10 protein-coding genes are annotated in these 14,958 nt (G+C 72.0%); all 10 read left to right on the forward strand.

Annotation, left to right across the window (positions count from 1 at the left end):
* Window positions 1-71: 71 nt before the first annotated feature.
* Window positions 72-1,370, forward strand: a complete 1,299-nt coding sequence (locus AB5J53_RS30195) for an NTP transferase domain-containing protein (RefSeq protein WP_369248769.1) — start codon at window positions 72-74, stop codon at window positions 1,368-1,370.
* 14 nt (window positions 1,371-1,384) lie between these two features.
* Window positions 1,385-2,323 carry an N-acetylneuraminate synthase family protein gene (locus tag AB5J53_RS30200; RefSeq protein WP_189191654.1) on the forward strand — a complete coding sequence of 313 codons (939 nt, stop codon included), beginning with the start codon at window positions 1,385-1,387 and terminating at the stop codon, window positions 2,321-2,323.
* Window positions 2,324-2,361: 38 nt separating this feature from the next.
* The gene (locus AB5J53_RS30205; RefSeq protein ID WP_369248770.1) at window positions 2,362-3,477 is read left to right on the forward strand and encodes a hypothetical protein; all 1,116 of its coding nucleotides are present in this window, start codon (window positions 2,362-2,364) and stop codon (window positions 3,475-3,477) included.
* A gap of 180 nt (window positions 3,478-3,657) precedes the next feature.
* Complete coding sequence (gene pstC / locus AB5J53_RS30210; protein ID WP_369248771.1) at window positions 3,658-4,752, forward strand: phosphate ABC transporter permease subunit PstC; 1,095 nt, start codon at window positions 3,658-3,660, stop codon at window positions 4,750-4,752.
* A 1-nt stretch (window position 4,753) separates the two neighbouring features.
* Window positions 4,754-6,055 carry a phosphate ABC transporter permease PstA gene (pstA, locus tag AB5J53_RS30215; protein WP_369248772.1) on the forward strand — a complete coding sequence of 434 codons (1,302 nt, stop codon included), beginning with the start codon at window positions 4,754-4,756 and terminating at the stop codon, window positions 6,053-6,055.
* Window positions 6,055-7,836, forward strand: a complete 1,782-nt coding sequence (locus tag AB5J53_RS30220; protein ID WP_369248773.1) for a substrate-binding domain-containing protein — start codon at window positions 6,055-6,057, stop codon at window positions 7,834-7,836. The genes pstA and AB5J53_RS30220 overlap by 1 nt, the downstream gene beginning before the upstream one ends.
* A gap of 59 nt (window positions 7,837-7,895) precedes the next feature.
* On the forward strand, window positions 7,896-10,580 hold the full coding sequence (locus AB5J53_RS30225) for a hypothetical protein (RefSeq protein ID WP_369248774.1): 2,685 nt from the start codon (window positions 7,896-7,898) through the stop codon (window positions 10,578-10,580).
* A 157-nt stretch (window positions 10,581-10,737) separates the two neighbouring features.
* On the forward strand, window positions 10,738-12,732 hold the full coding sequence (locus tag AB5J53_RS30230; protein WP_369248775.1) for an Ig-like domain repeat protein: 1,995 nt from the start codon (window positions 10,738-10,740) through the stop codon (window positions 12,730-12,732).
* Between the two features lie 91 nt (window positions 12,733-12,823).
* Window positions 12,824-13,732 carry a sortase gene (locus AB5J53_RS30235; RefSeq protein ID WP_369248776.1) on the forward strand — a complete coding sequence of 303 codons (909 nt, stop codon included), beginning with the start codon at window positions 12,824-12,826 and terminating at the stop codon, window positions 13,730-13,732.
* A gap of 318 nt (window positions 13,733-14,050) precedes the next feature.
* Entirely contained in the window at window positions 14,051-14,815 is a 765-nt protein-coding gene (gene pstB, locus AB5J53_RS30240) for a phosphate ABC transporter ATP-binding protein PstB (protein WP_369252565.1), read from the forward strand.
* The last annotated feature ends 143 nt before the right edge of the window (window positions 14,816-14,958 follow it).

Raw genomic sequence — 14,958 nt, forward strand, 5'->3', positions numbered from 1 at the left:
ACGCAGCCCAGACGCCTGGGACCCCTCGCCCCCCACGCCTTTCTCGCCTCCCTCGTCAAGGAGAACAGCGCATGACCAACTCCGAAGCGGGCCAAGCGGCGCCAGTGCGCCGCGTGCTCGCGGTGATCCCCGCGCGCGGCGGCTCCAAGGGCGTGCCCGCGAAGAACCTCCTTCCGGTCGGCGGTGTGCCGCTGGTGGCCCGCGCGGTGCGCGAGTGCCGCGCGACGCGGCTCGTCACGGACGTCGTGGTCTCCACGGACGACCAGGCGATCGCCTCCGCCGCCCGCGAGGCCGGCGCCGAGGTCGTGCTGCGCCCCGCCGCCATCGCCGGCGACACCGCCACCTCCGAGGCCGCCGTGCTGCACGCCATGGACGCCCACGAGGCCCTGCACGGCGCGGCGGTCGACGTGGTCCTCCTCGTCCAGTGCACCAGCCCGTTCATCGTCCGCGAGGACATCGACGGCGTCGCCGCGGCGGTCGTCGAGAACGGCGCGGACACGGCCCTGACGGTGGCCCCGTTCCACGGGTTCATCTGGCGGGACGCGGCGGACGACCCCCAGGTCGTCGAGACCACCCGCACCGATGAGGTCGGGGGCGCCACCAAGGTCGCCAACTCCACCACCACGGAGGGCGGTTACGGCGTCAATCACGACAAGTCCTTCCGCCCGCGCCGCCAGGACCGCCCCCAGGACCTCCTGGAGACCGGCGCCGCGTACGCCATGGACGCGGCCGGCCTGCGCGAGCACCAGCACCGCTTCTTCGGGCGTACGGAACTCGTGCGCACCGACCCCGCGCGAGTCCTCGAGATCGACGACCCGCACGACCTCGCCCGGGCAAGGGCGCTCGCGCCCCTGTTCGACGCTGCACGCCCGGGCGCCCTCCCGACCGCCGCCGACATCGACGCGGTCGTCCTCGACTTCGACGGCACCCAGACCGACGACAGGGTGCTGATCGACTCCGACGGACGGGAGTTCGTCTCCGTGCACCGCGGAGACGGCCTCGGTATCGCAGCCCTCCGCAAGAGCGGTCTGACGATGCTGATCCTGTCCACGGAACAGAACCCGGTAGTCGCCGCCAGAGCCCGGAAGCTGCAGATCCCGGTCCTCCACGGCATCGACCGGAAAGACCTCGCACTGAAGCAGTGGTGCGAGGAGCAGGGCATCGCGCCTGAGCGCGTGCTCTACGTCGGCAACGACGTCAACGACCTCCCGTGCTTCGCCCTCGTGGGCTGGCCCGTGGCGGTCGCGAGCGCCCACGACGTCGTGCGCGGCGCCGCACGCGCGGTCACCACCGTCCCCGGTGGCGACGGCGCGATCCGAGAGATCGCCAGCTGGATCCTCGGCCCTTCTCTCGACTCCCTCGACAAGTAAGGAACTTCTCCACCATGAGCACCAACTCCCGTCTGCGCACGTTCGGTTCGAAGACCGCCGGCCCGGGCCACCCCGTCTACGTCGTCGGTGAGATCGGCATCAACCACAACGGCGAGCTCGAGAACGCCTTCAAGCTGATCGACGCCGCCGCCGAGGCCGGCTGCGACGCCGTGAAGTTCCAGAAGCGCACCCCGGAGATCTGCACCCCGCGCGACCAGTGGGACATCGAGCGCGACACCCCCTGGGGCCGGATGACCTACATCGACTACCGCCACCGTGTGGAGTTCGGTGAGGACGAGTACCGCCAGATCGACGAGTACGCCAAGAGCAAGAACATCGACTGGTTCGCCTCCCCGTGGGACACCGAGGCCGTCGCCTTCCTCGAGAAGTTCGACGTCCCGGCCCACAAGGTCGCGTCCGCGTCCCTGACCGACGATGAGCTGCTCCGCGCCCTGCGCGCCACCGGCCGCACGGTCATCCTCTCCACCGGCATGTCCACCCCGAAGCAGATCCGTCACGCGGTCGAGGTCCTCGGCTCGGACAACATCCTGCTCTGCCACGCCACCTCGACGTACCCGGCGAAGGCCGAGGAGCTCAACCTGCGCGTCATCAACACCCTGCAGGCCGAGTACCCGAACGTCCCGATCGGCTACTCCGGCCACGAGACCGGCCTGCAGACCACGCTCGCCGCGGTCGCCCTCGGCGCCACCTTCGTCGAGCGCCACATCACCCTCGACCGCGCCATGTGGGGCTCGGACCAGGCGGCCTCGGTCGAGCCGCAGGGCCTGACCCGCCTCGTCCGCGACATCCGCACCATCGAGGCCTCCCTCGGCGACGGCGTCAAGAAGGTCTACGAGTCCGAGCTCGGCCCCATGAAGAAGCTGCGTCGCGTCACGGGCGTCGTCGCCGAGGCGGAGATCGCCGCCGCCGCGGGCGAGCCGGTCGCGGTCTGAGCGCCCTGATCTCCTTACGACGGGACGGTCGTACGTCGATGAGCCCCCGCGCCGGTTCCGCCGGCTCCCACACTCTCGCCTTCGTCGAGAGTCCGGTACAGCTCCTGAACGTGCTGGAGTGGGCGCACGCGCATGCCCACAGCGCCACGGCGCCCGGCGCGGGGTCCTCCGGGATCGCCGAGCCGGTGTCCGGCGCGGGGCTCACCCTCGTCGTCCTCTCTCCCAACGACCCGATGACCCGCGGCCAGCTGCGCCGCATGGCGGAACTGGCCCGCGACGAGGGCCACGAGGTCCGCTGGGAGGAGGCGCGCGGCGGTACCACGGCCCCCTTCCACACGATCGGCGGCCTGGCCCCGCTGCTCCGCAAGGCCAAGCGCATCGTCATGGGAGACCCCTTCTCCCGTTACGTTCAGCTGTTGCTGACGATCACCCGCGCCCGCGACCTGGTCGTGGTCGACGACGGCACGGCGACGATGGAGTTCGTCGCCCAACTCGCCCGCGGCGAGCGCCTGGTGCGCTGGCACCGGCGCGGTGGCCGCCCGGGCGCCCGCGACGTGATCTTCGCCCCGGTCTCGGCCTCGGCGCGCCGACGTCTGACCCCGAACGACCGCCGCAGCGTCGAGGTCTTCTCCTCCATGCCGATCGACTCGGCACCGGACGGCGTCCGCATCACCGCCAACGACTTCTCCTGGACCCGCGCCCGCTTCGGCCCGCCCCGCATCACCAAGGGCGCGGACCTGGTCGGCACCTCGCTCGTGGAGACGGGCGTGGTGGACCCGGACCGCTACCTGGCGGCGGTCAAGAGCCTCGCGGGGGCGCACGGCGCGACCCGCTACTTCGCCCACCGCCGCGAGAGCACCGACAAGCTGCACCGCCTGGCGGCCGAGACGGGCCTCGAAATAGTCCGCCCCGACCTGCCGCTCGAACTGATCGCCCGCCGTGGCCCCATCGGCCGTACGATCCTGAGCTTCCCGTCGACGGTCGTCCACACCCTCCCGCTGGCCCTGGTCGGCACCGAGGTACGCGTCGCCGTCTGCGACATCGACCCGACCTGGCTGACGGAGAACGCGTCTCCGCGGGCGCAGGGGTTCCTGTCGGGGGTCACGGGGACGGCTCGGGATGTGCATCGGCTGTCGTCGGTGGCGGCGGTGTAAGGGCGCGCTCGCACGCGGACTCGCGGAACCTCCACAGATGACGCACCGAACAGACACATGTTGTTCGCGATCCAGCCATGGATCACGCGTGGGACCGACACGATTCGGCCATTGAATCTCCCCGCGCGGTGCCATTCGGCCGCCGCGCTCTGATTCCGTTTCCGGAATGGGGGGACCGCAGTGGCGTCCGCGCAAGAGGAGTCCGACAGACCGGAGTCCGACAGACCGGAGCACGGCAGACCGAGGACGGGCATACCGGTCTTCGGCACTCTGGTCCCCGGCACCCTGGTTTTCGACAAGCCCGCTCCCCGGCGGCCGAACGCGGCCCGAGGACTCGGTGACCGGATCTTCCGGTACCAGCTGACGGCCACCGGTGTCGCCGTCCTCGCCGTCATGGCGGGGGTCGGGCTCTTCCTGCTCCTGAGGGCCGGTCAGGCGCTGCGCGCCAGGGGCTTCGCCTTCCTCACCACCGCCGAATGGCAGCCGGACGTCCACCGGTTCGGCATCGCGGCCGTCCTCACCGGCACCGTCCTGATCGCCGCGGTCGCGGTGACGATCTCCGTGCCGCTGGCCGTCGGGACCGCGCTGTTCATCTCCGACGTGGCCCCGCGCAAGCTGCGCCGCACCCTGGTGACGATGGTCGACCTGATGGCGGCCGTACCGTCGGTGGTGTACGGGCTGTGGGGGCTGTTCTTCCTCCAGCAGCACGTGATCGGCCTGTCGCGGTGGCTGTCCGAATGGCTCGGCTGGATCCCCCTGTTCAAGGTGGACGGCACTCAGCCGGGAGAGCCGCTCGCCTCCGAGAGCGTCTTCACGGCCTCCACCTTCGTCGCCGGGATCGTCGTCGCGCTGATGGTCGCGCCGATCCAGTGCTCGGTGATGCGCGAGGTCTTCTCGCAGGCCCCGGCGGGCGAACGCGAGGGCGCGTACGCGCTCGGCGCCACCCGCTGGGGAATGATCCGCGCCGTCGTGCTGCCGTACGGCAAGGGCGGCATCATCGGCGGCACGATGCTGGGGCTCGGCCGGGCGCTCGGCGAGACCATCGCGGTCTACCTGATCATCTCGCCGGTCTTCACCATCCAGCCGCACATCCTGCAGACCGGCTCGAACTCGGTCTCCTCGCTGATCGCCCTGCACTACGGAGACGCCTCCGCCTTCGGCATGTCGGCGCTGATGGCGGCGGGCCTGGCGCTGTTCCTGCTCACCCTGGCGGTCAACTTCACGGCCTCCTCCGTGGCGGCCCGCTCCCGGTCCGGCGCACAGAGCGAGGCATGAGATGACCATCGTGGAAACCGTCATACAGGACACCCCCACTCCGATCGCCCAGGCCGCGCCCGCCGGGCCCTCGTCCGGCGTGCCGGAGCGAGTCCTGCCGGCCGACCGGCCGCGCCGCATCGGCGGTGTCAGCCGCTCCGCGGCGCTGTCTCTGTGCGGGGCCACCGCCTCCGGACTCTGCGTCACGGTACTGCTGTTCGGCGAACTCGCCCCGTTCTCCGGTGGGTTGGGGTTCGCGGTTACCGCCTACCTCGCCTTCCTGGCGATCTACGCGGTGCTCATCGGCCTGGAGGAGGACGGTCAGGCCGTCCGCGACCGGGTGATGACGGTCGTGCTGTGGACGGCGGCAACGCTGCTGTTCTCGGGGCTCTTCCTCGTCGTCGGCTTCACGGCCTGGCGTGGCCGGGAGGCACTGCCGCACGGCAACTTCTTCACCCAGGACATGCAGTCCTCCGGTCCGCTCGACCCGCTCACCCACGGCGGCATCGCCCACGCGATGCTCGGCACGCTCACCATGATCGCCATCGCGCTCGCGATCACGGTCCCGCTGGGCCTCGCCTGCGCGGTCTACCTGAACCAGATCCCGGGCCGCTTCTCCCGGTTCGTGCGCACCATCGTCGAGGCGATGACCGCGCTGCCGTCGATCGTCGCCGGTCTGATGGTGTACGCGACCTGGATCCTCGGCCTCGGCATGCAGAAGTCGGGCCTCGCGGCGGGCTTCGCGATCAGCGTGATGATGCTGCCGATCGTGATCCGCGCCTCGGACGTGGTGCTGCGGCTGGTGCCGGGCACGCTCACCGAAGCGGCGGAGGCGCTCGGCGCGCCGCGCTGGCGCACGGTGTGGCACGTCGTGCTGCCCACCGCACGCTCCGGCCTCGCCACGGCCGTCATCCTCGGAACCGCGCGCGGTATCGGCGAGACCTCTCCCGTGCTGCTCACCGCCGGCTTCACGGCGGCGCTCAACGCCGACCCGACGAGCGGGCCGATGGTGTCGCTGCCGCTCGCCGTCTTCAACTTCGTCAAGTCGCCGGAGCCCACGATGATCGCCCGCGGTTTCGGTGCGGCGGCCGTCCTGATGGCCCTGGTCCTGGTGCTGTTCGTGATCGCCCGGGTGATCGGCGGCCGCGGCCCCGGCCACCAGACCAAGCGCCAGGCGCGCCGTACGGCCCGCGCCTCGCGGCGCGACGTGGAGCGCTTCGACGAACTGCACGCCCCCGGGCTGTCCCTGTTCGAGAAGCCCGGCCCCGACGCCGGCCCCATCCCCGCACCCGCCACCGCCACCGCCACCGGAGAGAACGACTGATGCGCAGCCACCTCCATAGCGCCCTTCGGCGCCTGCGTGCCCTTGGCACCCTCGGCGCGCTGTTCGCCGTGATCGCCGGGCTGCTGGCCGGGCCCGCGGCGGCGCCGGCCGCAGCCGAGAGCTACACCCCGATCGCCGGAGCCGGTTCGACCTGGGCGGAGAACGCCGTCGACGAGTGGCGCCGCGCCGTCAACCAGTACGGCATGCGGATCAGCTACGCCGGCACCGGATCCTCCGACGGCCGCCGCCAATTCCTCAGCGGAACGGTCGACTTCGCGGTCTCGGACATCCCGTTCCAGACCCACCCGACCGACGGCTCGGCCGCCGAACGGCCCGCGTCCGGGTCGTACGCCTACATGCCGATCGTGGCCGGCGGCACCGTCTTCATGTACCACCTGACGGTCAACGGTAAGCGGGTCACCAACCTTCGGCTCTCCGGCGACGTGGTCACCAAGATCTTCACCGGCGTCATCAAGGCCTGGGACGACCCGGTGATCAAGGCCGACAACCCGGGTCTGCAGCTCCCGCACCGCACGATCGTCCCCGTCGTCCGCTCCGACGGCTCGGGTTCCACCGCCCAGTTCACGATGTGGATGGCCAACCAGCACAAGTCGCTGTGGCAGGCCTACTGCCGCAAGGTCGGCCGCTCCGGTGCCTGCGGGCAGACCTCGTACTACCCGACCGTGTCCGGCATGATCGCCCAGTCCGGCGACCTCGGAGTGGCGGGCTACGTCGCCCAGAACTACGGCGAGGGCGCCATCGGGTACGTCAACTACTCGTACGCGCTCAACGCCCACTATCCGGTCGCCAAGGTCCTCAACCACGCGGGCTACTACACCGAGCCGACCCCGCAGAACGTCGCGGTCTCGCTGCTCAAGGCGAAGATCAACACCGACAAGAGCTCCGCGGACTACCTCACCCAGAACCTCGACGGCGTCTACAACGACTCCGACCGGCGCAACTACCCGCTCTCCAGCTACTCGTACATGATCCTGCCCCTGAAGGTGCAGGGCACCTTCACCAAGGCCAAGGGCAAGACGCTCGGCGCCTTTTCGTACTACTTCATGTGCCAGGGCCAGCAGCAGGCGCCCCAGCTCGGCTACTCGCCGCTGCCGATCAACCTGGTGAAGGCGGGCTTCGAACAGATCCGCCGGATCCCGGGCGTGCAGGCCCAGAACATCAACATCAAGGGCTGCAACAACCCGACCTTCTCCTCCGACGGACGCAACAAGCTCGCCGAGACCGCGCCCTATCCGGCCGCCTGTGACAAGAAGGGCGCTCCGCCCTGCACCACGGGCAGCGGCGGCGCCAAGGCGGGCGGCGGCTCCGGGGGTTCGGGTTCCACGGGCGGCACGAGCGGCGGCGGTACGACGGGCGGCTCGACGAACGGCGGTACGACGACCGGCGGGAGTTCGGGGGCCGGGGGTGCCGCGGGGGGTGGCGGTACCGGCGGCAGCGCCGAGCCCGTCATCGACCCGGACACCGGGCAGACCCTGTCGCCCGGTTCCAGTGGCGGCTCCGGTGCCGGCTCGACGAGCGGCGGCAGCGGCGGCGGCGCGGACGGCACGGTCGCTCTCGCCCAGCCGGTCGCGGTGGCCGGCAGTCACGGCTGGACCGGCACACAGACGCTGATGCTGCTCGCCGTGTTCATGGTGCTCGGGCTCCTGCTGCTGCCGGCCACCGTCTCCCGGGCGATGGCCGGGCGCGGCGGCCGCAACAACGGCACCGGCACCGGCAACGCCAACGGCAACACGGGCGTCACGGACGGGGGTTCGCGATGAACCGCCGGGCAACGACGGGCGAGTCGAACCGCCCGGGGAACCGGGGGAGCGGGGGCGCCATGAACCGCGTACGACGTCTGCTGCTGCGGGTCGTCGCCGGAGCCGCCGTGGGCGCCCTCGCGGGCCTCGGTGTCGCCCAGGCCGCCGGGCCCGCGACCGCCGCGAGCGGCGCGGACGCAGCCTCCTCCGCCGTCACCGTCTCCGGGCGCGGCGAGTTCAAGGACATGAAGTTCACGGTCGGCCAGACCACCCACCTCACCAGCCAGGCGATCACGGTCTCCTGGTCCGACGGCACCCCGACCACCTTCGCGGGCACGCTGTTCAACACCGACTTCGTGCAGATCATGCAGTGCTGGGGCGACGACGACGGCACCGTGCCGTCGAACCCGGGCCCCTCGCGCACCCAGTGTCAGTACGGCGCCTCCCCGACCACCGACCGGGGCAGCTGGCCGGGCAACGACTACGACGACACCCGCAAGATCTTCTACAGCGCCGATCCCACCAACTACGGCCAGGACGACCGGTACGGGGCGGCCAACCCCAACGCCCCGGGCGAGGTGCCCTTCAAGTCCGTCGACGGCACAGTGATCACCTCCGGCACCCAGAACAACCCGTTGTTCAACCGCAACACCACGAACGAGGTCGACTTCGCCCGCACCGGCGCCGACGGCTCCGGCAAGGAGTTCTTCGAGGTACAGACCGCCAACGAGGCCCCCCACCTGGGCTGCGGCATCCCGGTCACGCAGAACGGCGCCACCGCGCCCCGCGCCTGCTGGCTGGTGATCGTCCCGCAGGGCCACCTGGACCTCGACGGCCGGCCCTACGCGGACCACAGCCAGGTCAACGCGGGCTCCCCGGTCTCCTCCACCAACTGGAAGAACCGCATCGCGGTCAAGCTCGACTTCAACCCGGTCGGCACCAGCTGCGCCCTCGGCGCCGACGAGCGCGCCACCACCGGCAGCGAACTCGCCGCCGACGCCATGACCAGCTGGCAGGCGGCCCTGTGCCCGACCGGCACGGTGTACGGATACACCGAGCTCGGCGAGCCCGACACCCGGGCCCGGCTCACCAACGACGGGGCCTCCGGGCTCGCCTTCACCACCCGGGCGCTCGGCGCCGACGCGGGCACGACGGCGCCCTCCGACACGACGGTGTACGCGCCGGTCGCGCTCTCCGGAACCGTCATCGGCTTCACCGTCGAACGCAGACCCAAGGCGGGCGCCCCCGACTCGGTGCGCAAACTCGCCGGAACCAAGGTCGAGTCCATCGACCTCTCCCCGCGCCTGGCCGCCAAACTGCTCACGGAGTCGTACCGGAACTCGCCCTGGGGAGCCGTGCTCGGCGACCGGGCCGCCACCGGCTACGGCTGGGCGAAGAGCAACCCGGCGGGCCTGGCGAGCGACCCCGAATTCATCGCGCTCAACCCGGAGTTCGCCGATCTGTCGGTCTCCGAGACCCCGGCCACCGACACCGACCTGATCACCTCGCTCGGCCACAGCGACTCGGCCCGCGCGCTGTGGCAGTGGATCCTCGCCGACAAGGAGGCCCGCGGGTTCCTCGCCGGTGCCTCCGACGACTGGGGCATGCGCGTCAACCCGTACTACAGCACCAACGCGGACCTGAACCCGACCGGCGCCCCCTTCGACCCCGGCACCGCCGACGACTACCCCAAGAGCGACCCCTGGTGCACGATCCCGCCGGGCACCGACGCCACCGTCAAGCAGTGCATGACCGACTTCCACCCCTACGTGGAGGACATGCACTCCGGGGCCCTGCACACCCGGCGCGCCGACACTCTGTGGAAGTCCAGCTGGGACGCGCTCGCCAACCCGCCCGCCTTCAAGAGCCCCGGTCCGCAGACGGTCGGTTCCCGGTTCGTGATCACGGTGACCGACGCGGCCTCCGCCGAGCGGTACGGCCTGCAGACCGCCCGGCTGCGCAACACCGCCGGAAAGTTCGTGGCACCGGGCACGGCGTCGCTGACCGCGGCCGCCGCGAGCGCCACCGGCTCCGGCGCCCCCGAGATCACCCAGGCCAAGGCCACCGCGGAGGGCGCCTACCCGCTCGCCCAGCTGGTCTACGCCGCCGTACGCCCGGCCAAGATCGGCAAGACGGCCCGCAAGGACTACGCCGCCCTGCTGCGGTACGCGGCCGGTGCCGGGCAGACCAGCGGCGCCGACCCGGGCCTCCTTCCGGCCGGCTACGCCCCGCTGTCCACGGCCCTGCGCACCAAGGCGACCGACGCCGCCGACGCCCTCGTCCACTACACGGCGCCCGCCCCCTCGTCCTCCGCCGGCGGCGGCTCGGACGGCGGATCGACCGGCGGCTCCGCGGGCGGCAGTGGCGGCAGCGACTCCCTCGGCTCCGGCGGCGGATCGGGCGGCAGTGTCTCCGGCGGCTCCGCCGGCGGCGCCACCGACGGCTCCACCGGCGGCGACAGTGGCACGACGCCGAGCGCCGACGCGAGCCCGACGCCGAGCGACAAGCCCTCCTACGACGGCGGCAAGGCCGTACAGACCACCGCGCTCGGCACCACACCCGACGACCCGGCCAATTCCCTGCGGTACGCGGTCCCGGTCGGCGCCGCGCTCGGCGCCATGGCCGGCATCGGGGCACCCTTCGCGGGCGGCAGCAGACTGCGGCTGCCCCTGCGGATCCCGCTGCCCGGCGGCCGCGGTCTGACCATCCCCGCGCTCACCCTGCCGGAACGGCTGCGCAGGCTGCTGCCACCCGGCCGGGGCTGAGCCCCCGGAGCGCGCGCCCCGCCGGGCCGGCGCTCCCCACAGACGGCCGTCCGCCCCGAAAGGCAGTCGGGGCGGACGGCCCGTACCACCCTGCCAGATCCACCCGACGTCACGTCATCCACCCGACATCACGTCGCACACCCTCTGGAGACTCTCAATGCGCAGAACGCGCTGCACCGCGGCGATGGTCGCCGCCGCCGTGGTGTCCGGCACGCTGGCTCTGGCGAGCCCGGCGTCCGCCGACCCCACCCCCGCCGGGACCTTCCGCAAGCTCGTCGGCGTGGGCTCGGACACCACTCAGGACGTCCTCAACGCCCTCGCCGGCGACACTGTCAACGGCAACAGCTACGCCGGCTCCGCCGTGAAGTCCGCGACCGGTGCGGGCGTCGCCTCCTACGACGCGATCGAGCCCGGCACCGGCTCCACCACCTCGAACATCCAGACCCGCACCGGCGGCCCGACCTTCCAGCGCCCCAACGGCTCCGGCAAGGGCCGCCTCGCCCTGAGCATGTCGCTGACCGGCGACAAGTTTCCCGACAGCTCCGGGGTGTCCATCAAGGACCAGGTCGACTTCGCCCGCTCCTCCAGCGGCCCGAGCACCTCCGGCACCGCCTTCACCTACATCCCCTTCGCGCGTGACGCGGTCGGCGTGGCGGTCCGCGGTTCGGCCCTGAACACCCTGACGGTCGACCAGCTGCACGACATCTACTCGGGCTCGCTGACCGTGGTGAACGGCCAGACCGTGCATCCGAAGATCCCGCAGAGCGGCTCCGGCACCCGCAAGTTCTTCCTCGGCGCGATCGGCCTCACCGACGCCACGCTCTCCCCGAACGTCCCGACCGTCCAGGAGAACCAGGCCAACGGCGCCCTCGACGAGGACGGCGCGCTCGTCCCGTTCTCCGTGGGCAGCTGGATCGCCCAGAACAACGGCATCTCCCCGGACTTCAGCACCACCGCGGCCGCCGGCGGCGCCCACCTGGCCGCCGTGCAGCTGCCCGGCGACACCGGCGCCACCACCCCGGTCGCCACCGTGAACGGCAAGCTCGCCCCCGTCGGCGCCTACTACGAGAACGCCACGTTCGGCCGCGACGTCTACAACGTCGTCCCGACCCGGGCGATCGACCCGACCAGCATCTTCTTCGACAAGGACCTCTACGACGTCTTCGTCACCAGCGGCACCCACGAGGCGGCCCTCGCCTCCGACAGCTCCGAGGGCGTCATCGCCAAGTTCGGCTTCGTGAACGAGTCGTACAACGGCTCGGTCAACCCGGCCAAGCACGCCAAGCTCGGCGGCCTGGAGGAGTCGGGCGTCGACACCTCGACGCCCGCCGCGCCGGTCGTGAGCGGCACCCGCGGCGACGCGAGCGTCAACCTCAGCTGGACCGCCCCGGCCGCCACCGCCCTCCCGGTGACGGACTACCGCGTGACGCTGACCGGTTCGGACGGCGCCGTCGTGGCCACCAAGGACGTCTCGGCCACCACCAGGTCGTACCGGTTCAGCGGCCTGGCCCTCGGCACCTACACGGCCACGGTCTCCGCCGCCAACCTCAACGGCCAGGGCGCCGCCGCCTCCTGGACCGGCATCATCAAGTACACGACCACGACGAAGGCCACCACGGCGACGACCGCGTACGGCAGGACCCCGAAGGTCGCCGTCACGGTCGCCGACACGCACGGCGTCGTCCCGACCGGCACGGTCACCGTCAAGGAGGGCACCACCACCCTCGGCACGGCCACCCTGGACAGCACTGGCAAGGCCAGCGTCAGCCTGTCCAGCCACCTCAAGGTCGCCACGCACGCCCTCACGGTGTCGTACGGGGGCAACAGCAAGCTCCTCACGTCCCACACGAGCGCCAGCCTGACGATCACCAAGGCGACGCCGACCGTCACCGTCACCGCGCCGACCTCGATCAGCCACACCAGCCAGGCCAAGGTCACCATCAAGGTCTCCGCGACCGGCACCACGCCGACCGGCACGGTCCGCATCTACGAGGGCTCCCACGTGATCGGCACCGGCACGCTCAGCGGCGGCAAGGTGACGATCACCCTGCCCAAGCTGAGCCGCGGCACCCACACCATGCACGCGTGGTACATGGGCTCCTCGACGGTGAACTCGAAGAACAGCGCGAACTTCACCATCAAGTCCACCTGAGGTGTGACGAGTTGACCTCCTGCCGGGGCGGCCGCCACCGCCCCGGCAGGACCCCCCTTTCGGTATCCATGAGTGAAGGAGACGTGCCGTCGTGACGGTCGCCGTACAGGCCACGCTCGCAACCCCCGCGTCACGGCCGCGCGTTCCGGGCGTCACCGCCGTCCGGCATCTCGCCCGGGGCGGCCTGCTCACCCTGGCCGCCCTGCTGTTCGGCCTCACCGCACAGCTGCTGCTCCTCAGCGGCCTGCAGGAACGGGCCGCCCAGCACGCCGCGTTCGACGAACTGCGCGCCCAACTCGCCCTGGGCACCGCCCCGGTGGCTCAGACCGACCAGCAGGGCGATCTGCTCGCGCCCGGCACCCCGGTCGCGCTCATCGACATCCCCGCCGTCCATGTGCGCCAGGTCGTCCTGGAGGGCACCGATTCCGCCGTCCTCACCGACGGCCCCGGCCACCGCCGGGACACCCCGCTGCCCGGCCAGGCCGGCACCAGCGTGCTGCTGGGCCGCGCCGCCGCGTACGGCGGTCCGTTCGGACGCCTCGACGAGCTCGCCACGGGCGAGACGTTCACCGTGACCACCGGCCAGGGCAAGGCGAAGTACCAGGTCATCGGCGTACGACGGGCCGGTGACCCCGCGCCCGCCACGCCGGCCACCGGCAAGGGCCGGCTGGTCCTGGTCACGGCCACCGGGCCGAGCTTCATGCCCGGCGGTGTCCTGCGCGTCGACGCCGACCTGGTCTCCGCTCCCGCCCAGACCCCCGCCGCCGTCATCCGCTCCGGCACGCTCCCGGAGGCCGAGCAGCCGCTGGCGCGCCCCTCCGGTGTGCCGTGGCCGCTGGTCATGTGGCTCCAGGCGCTGGTGGCCGTCGCGGTCGCCGCGGCGTGGGCCTGGCACCGCTGGGGCCGCCACCAGACCTGGATCGTGTTCGCCCCCGTCGTTGCGGTCCTGGGCCTTCAGGTCGCCACCCGCACCACCGAACTCCTGCCCAACGTGATGTGACCCCCCGCCGCACCCCGTGCGCGTACACCGTGCCCGTACATAGGGCAGCGAACCGCTCGAAGCCCCGATCGAAGCCCCGCGCCCGCCCCGCCCCTGTCCCCGCCCCGCTCCAGCCCTGCCCCCGTTGAGACCCGACCCCGCCATGAGGTGCCCGACGTGACCGATGCGACCGCCGCGCGCGACAGCGCCGCGACCGAGACCGCCCCGACGACCGACACCGCCGCCGTCCGCACGGGGACCGCCCTGGCCGACACCGTCGTCCTGCCGCCCGTCGCGGCCGGTGCGCCCACCGCGGCCGGCCCGACCGCCCCCGCGACGCTGGAAGCGCGCGCCGTCTCGGCATGGTTCGGCAGCCACCAGGTGCTGGAGCGCGTCTCCCTCACCATGCCCGCCGGGCAGGTCACCGCCCTGATCGGCCCCTCCGGATGCGGCAAGTCGACGTTCCTGCGCACGCTCAACCGGATGCACGAGCTGATTCCCTCGGCGGCGATGGGCGGGGAGGTGCTCTTCGAGGGGGAGGACATCTACGCTCCCCACCGCCGCCTGACCGACGCCCGGCGCCGGATCGGCATGGTCTTCCAGAAGCCCAACCCGTTCCCCGCCATGTCGATCTACGACAACGTCGTGGCGGGCCTGCGCCTGACCGGGAAGCGCGTGAGCCGCCGCGAGAAGGACGAGCTGGTCGAGGAGAGCCTGACCCGGGCCGGCCTGTGGAAGGAGGTGCGGGACCGGCTGCGACAGCCCGGCGGTGCGCTCTCCGGCGGCCAGCAGCAGCGTCTGTGCATCGCCCGCGCGCTCGCCGTACGCCCCCGGGTGCTGCTCATGGACGAGCCCTGCTCGGCACTCGACCCCACGTCCACCCGCCGGGTCGAGGAGACCATCCACGAACTCGCCGGTCAGGTGACCGTCGTGATCGTCACCCACAACATGCAGCAGGCGGCCCGTGTCTCCCAGCAGTGCGCGTTCTTCCTCGCCGAGCAGGGCACCCCGGGGGGCATCGTCGAGCACGGCCCCACGGACCACATCTTCGGCACCCCCGAGGACCAGCGCACGGCGGACTACGTGGCGGGCCGCTTCGGCTGAGCCGCGGGCACGGTCCGTGTCGAAAGCGCCGCGCGGCGGTGACGCTTCCGGAATCCGCGGAGTGAGATCTGTGGGACCGTGGTGTACGGGAATGGGCTCGGGCACGCCGGGCGTTTCGAGGTGGCAGTCCGCGGGTAACCCCG

It is taken from the genome of Streptomyces sp. R41 (assembly GCF_041053055.1).
Taxonomy (GTDB): Bacteria; Actinomycetota; Actinomycetes; order Streptomycetales; family Streptomycetaceae; genus Streptomyces.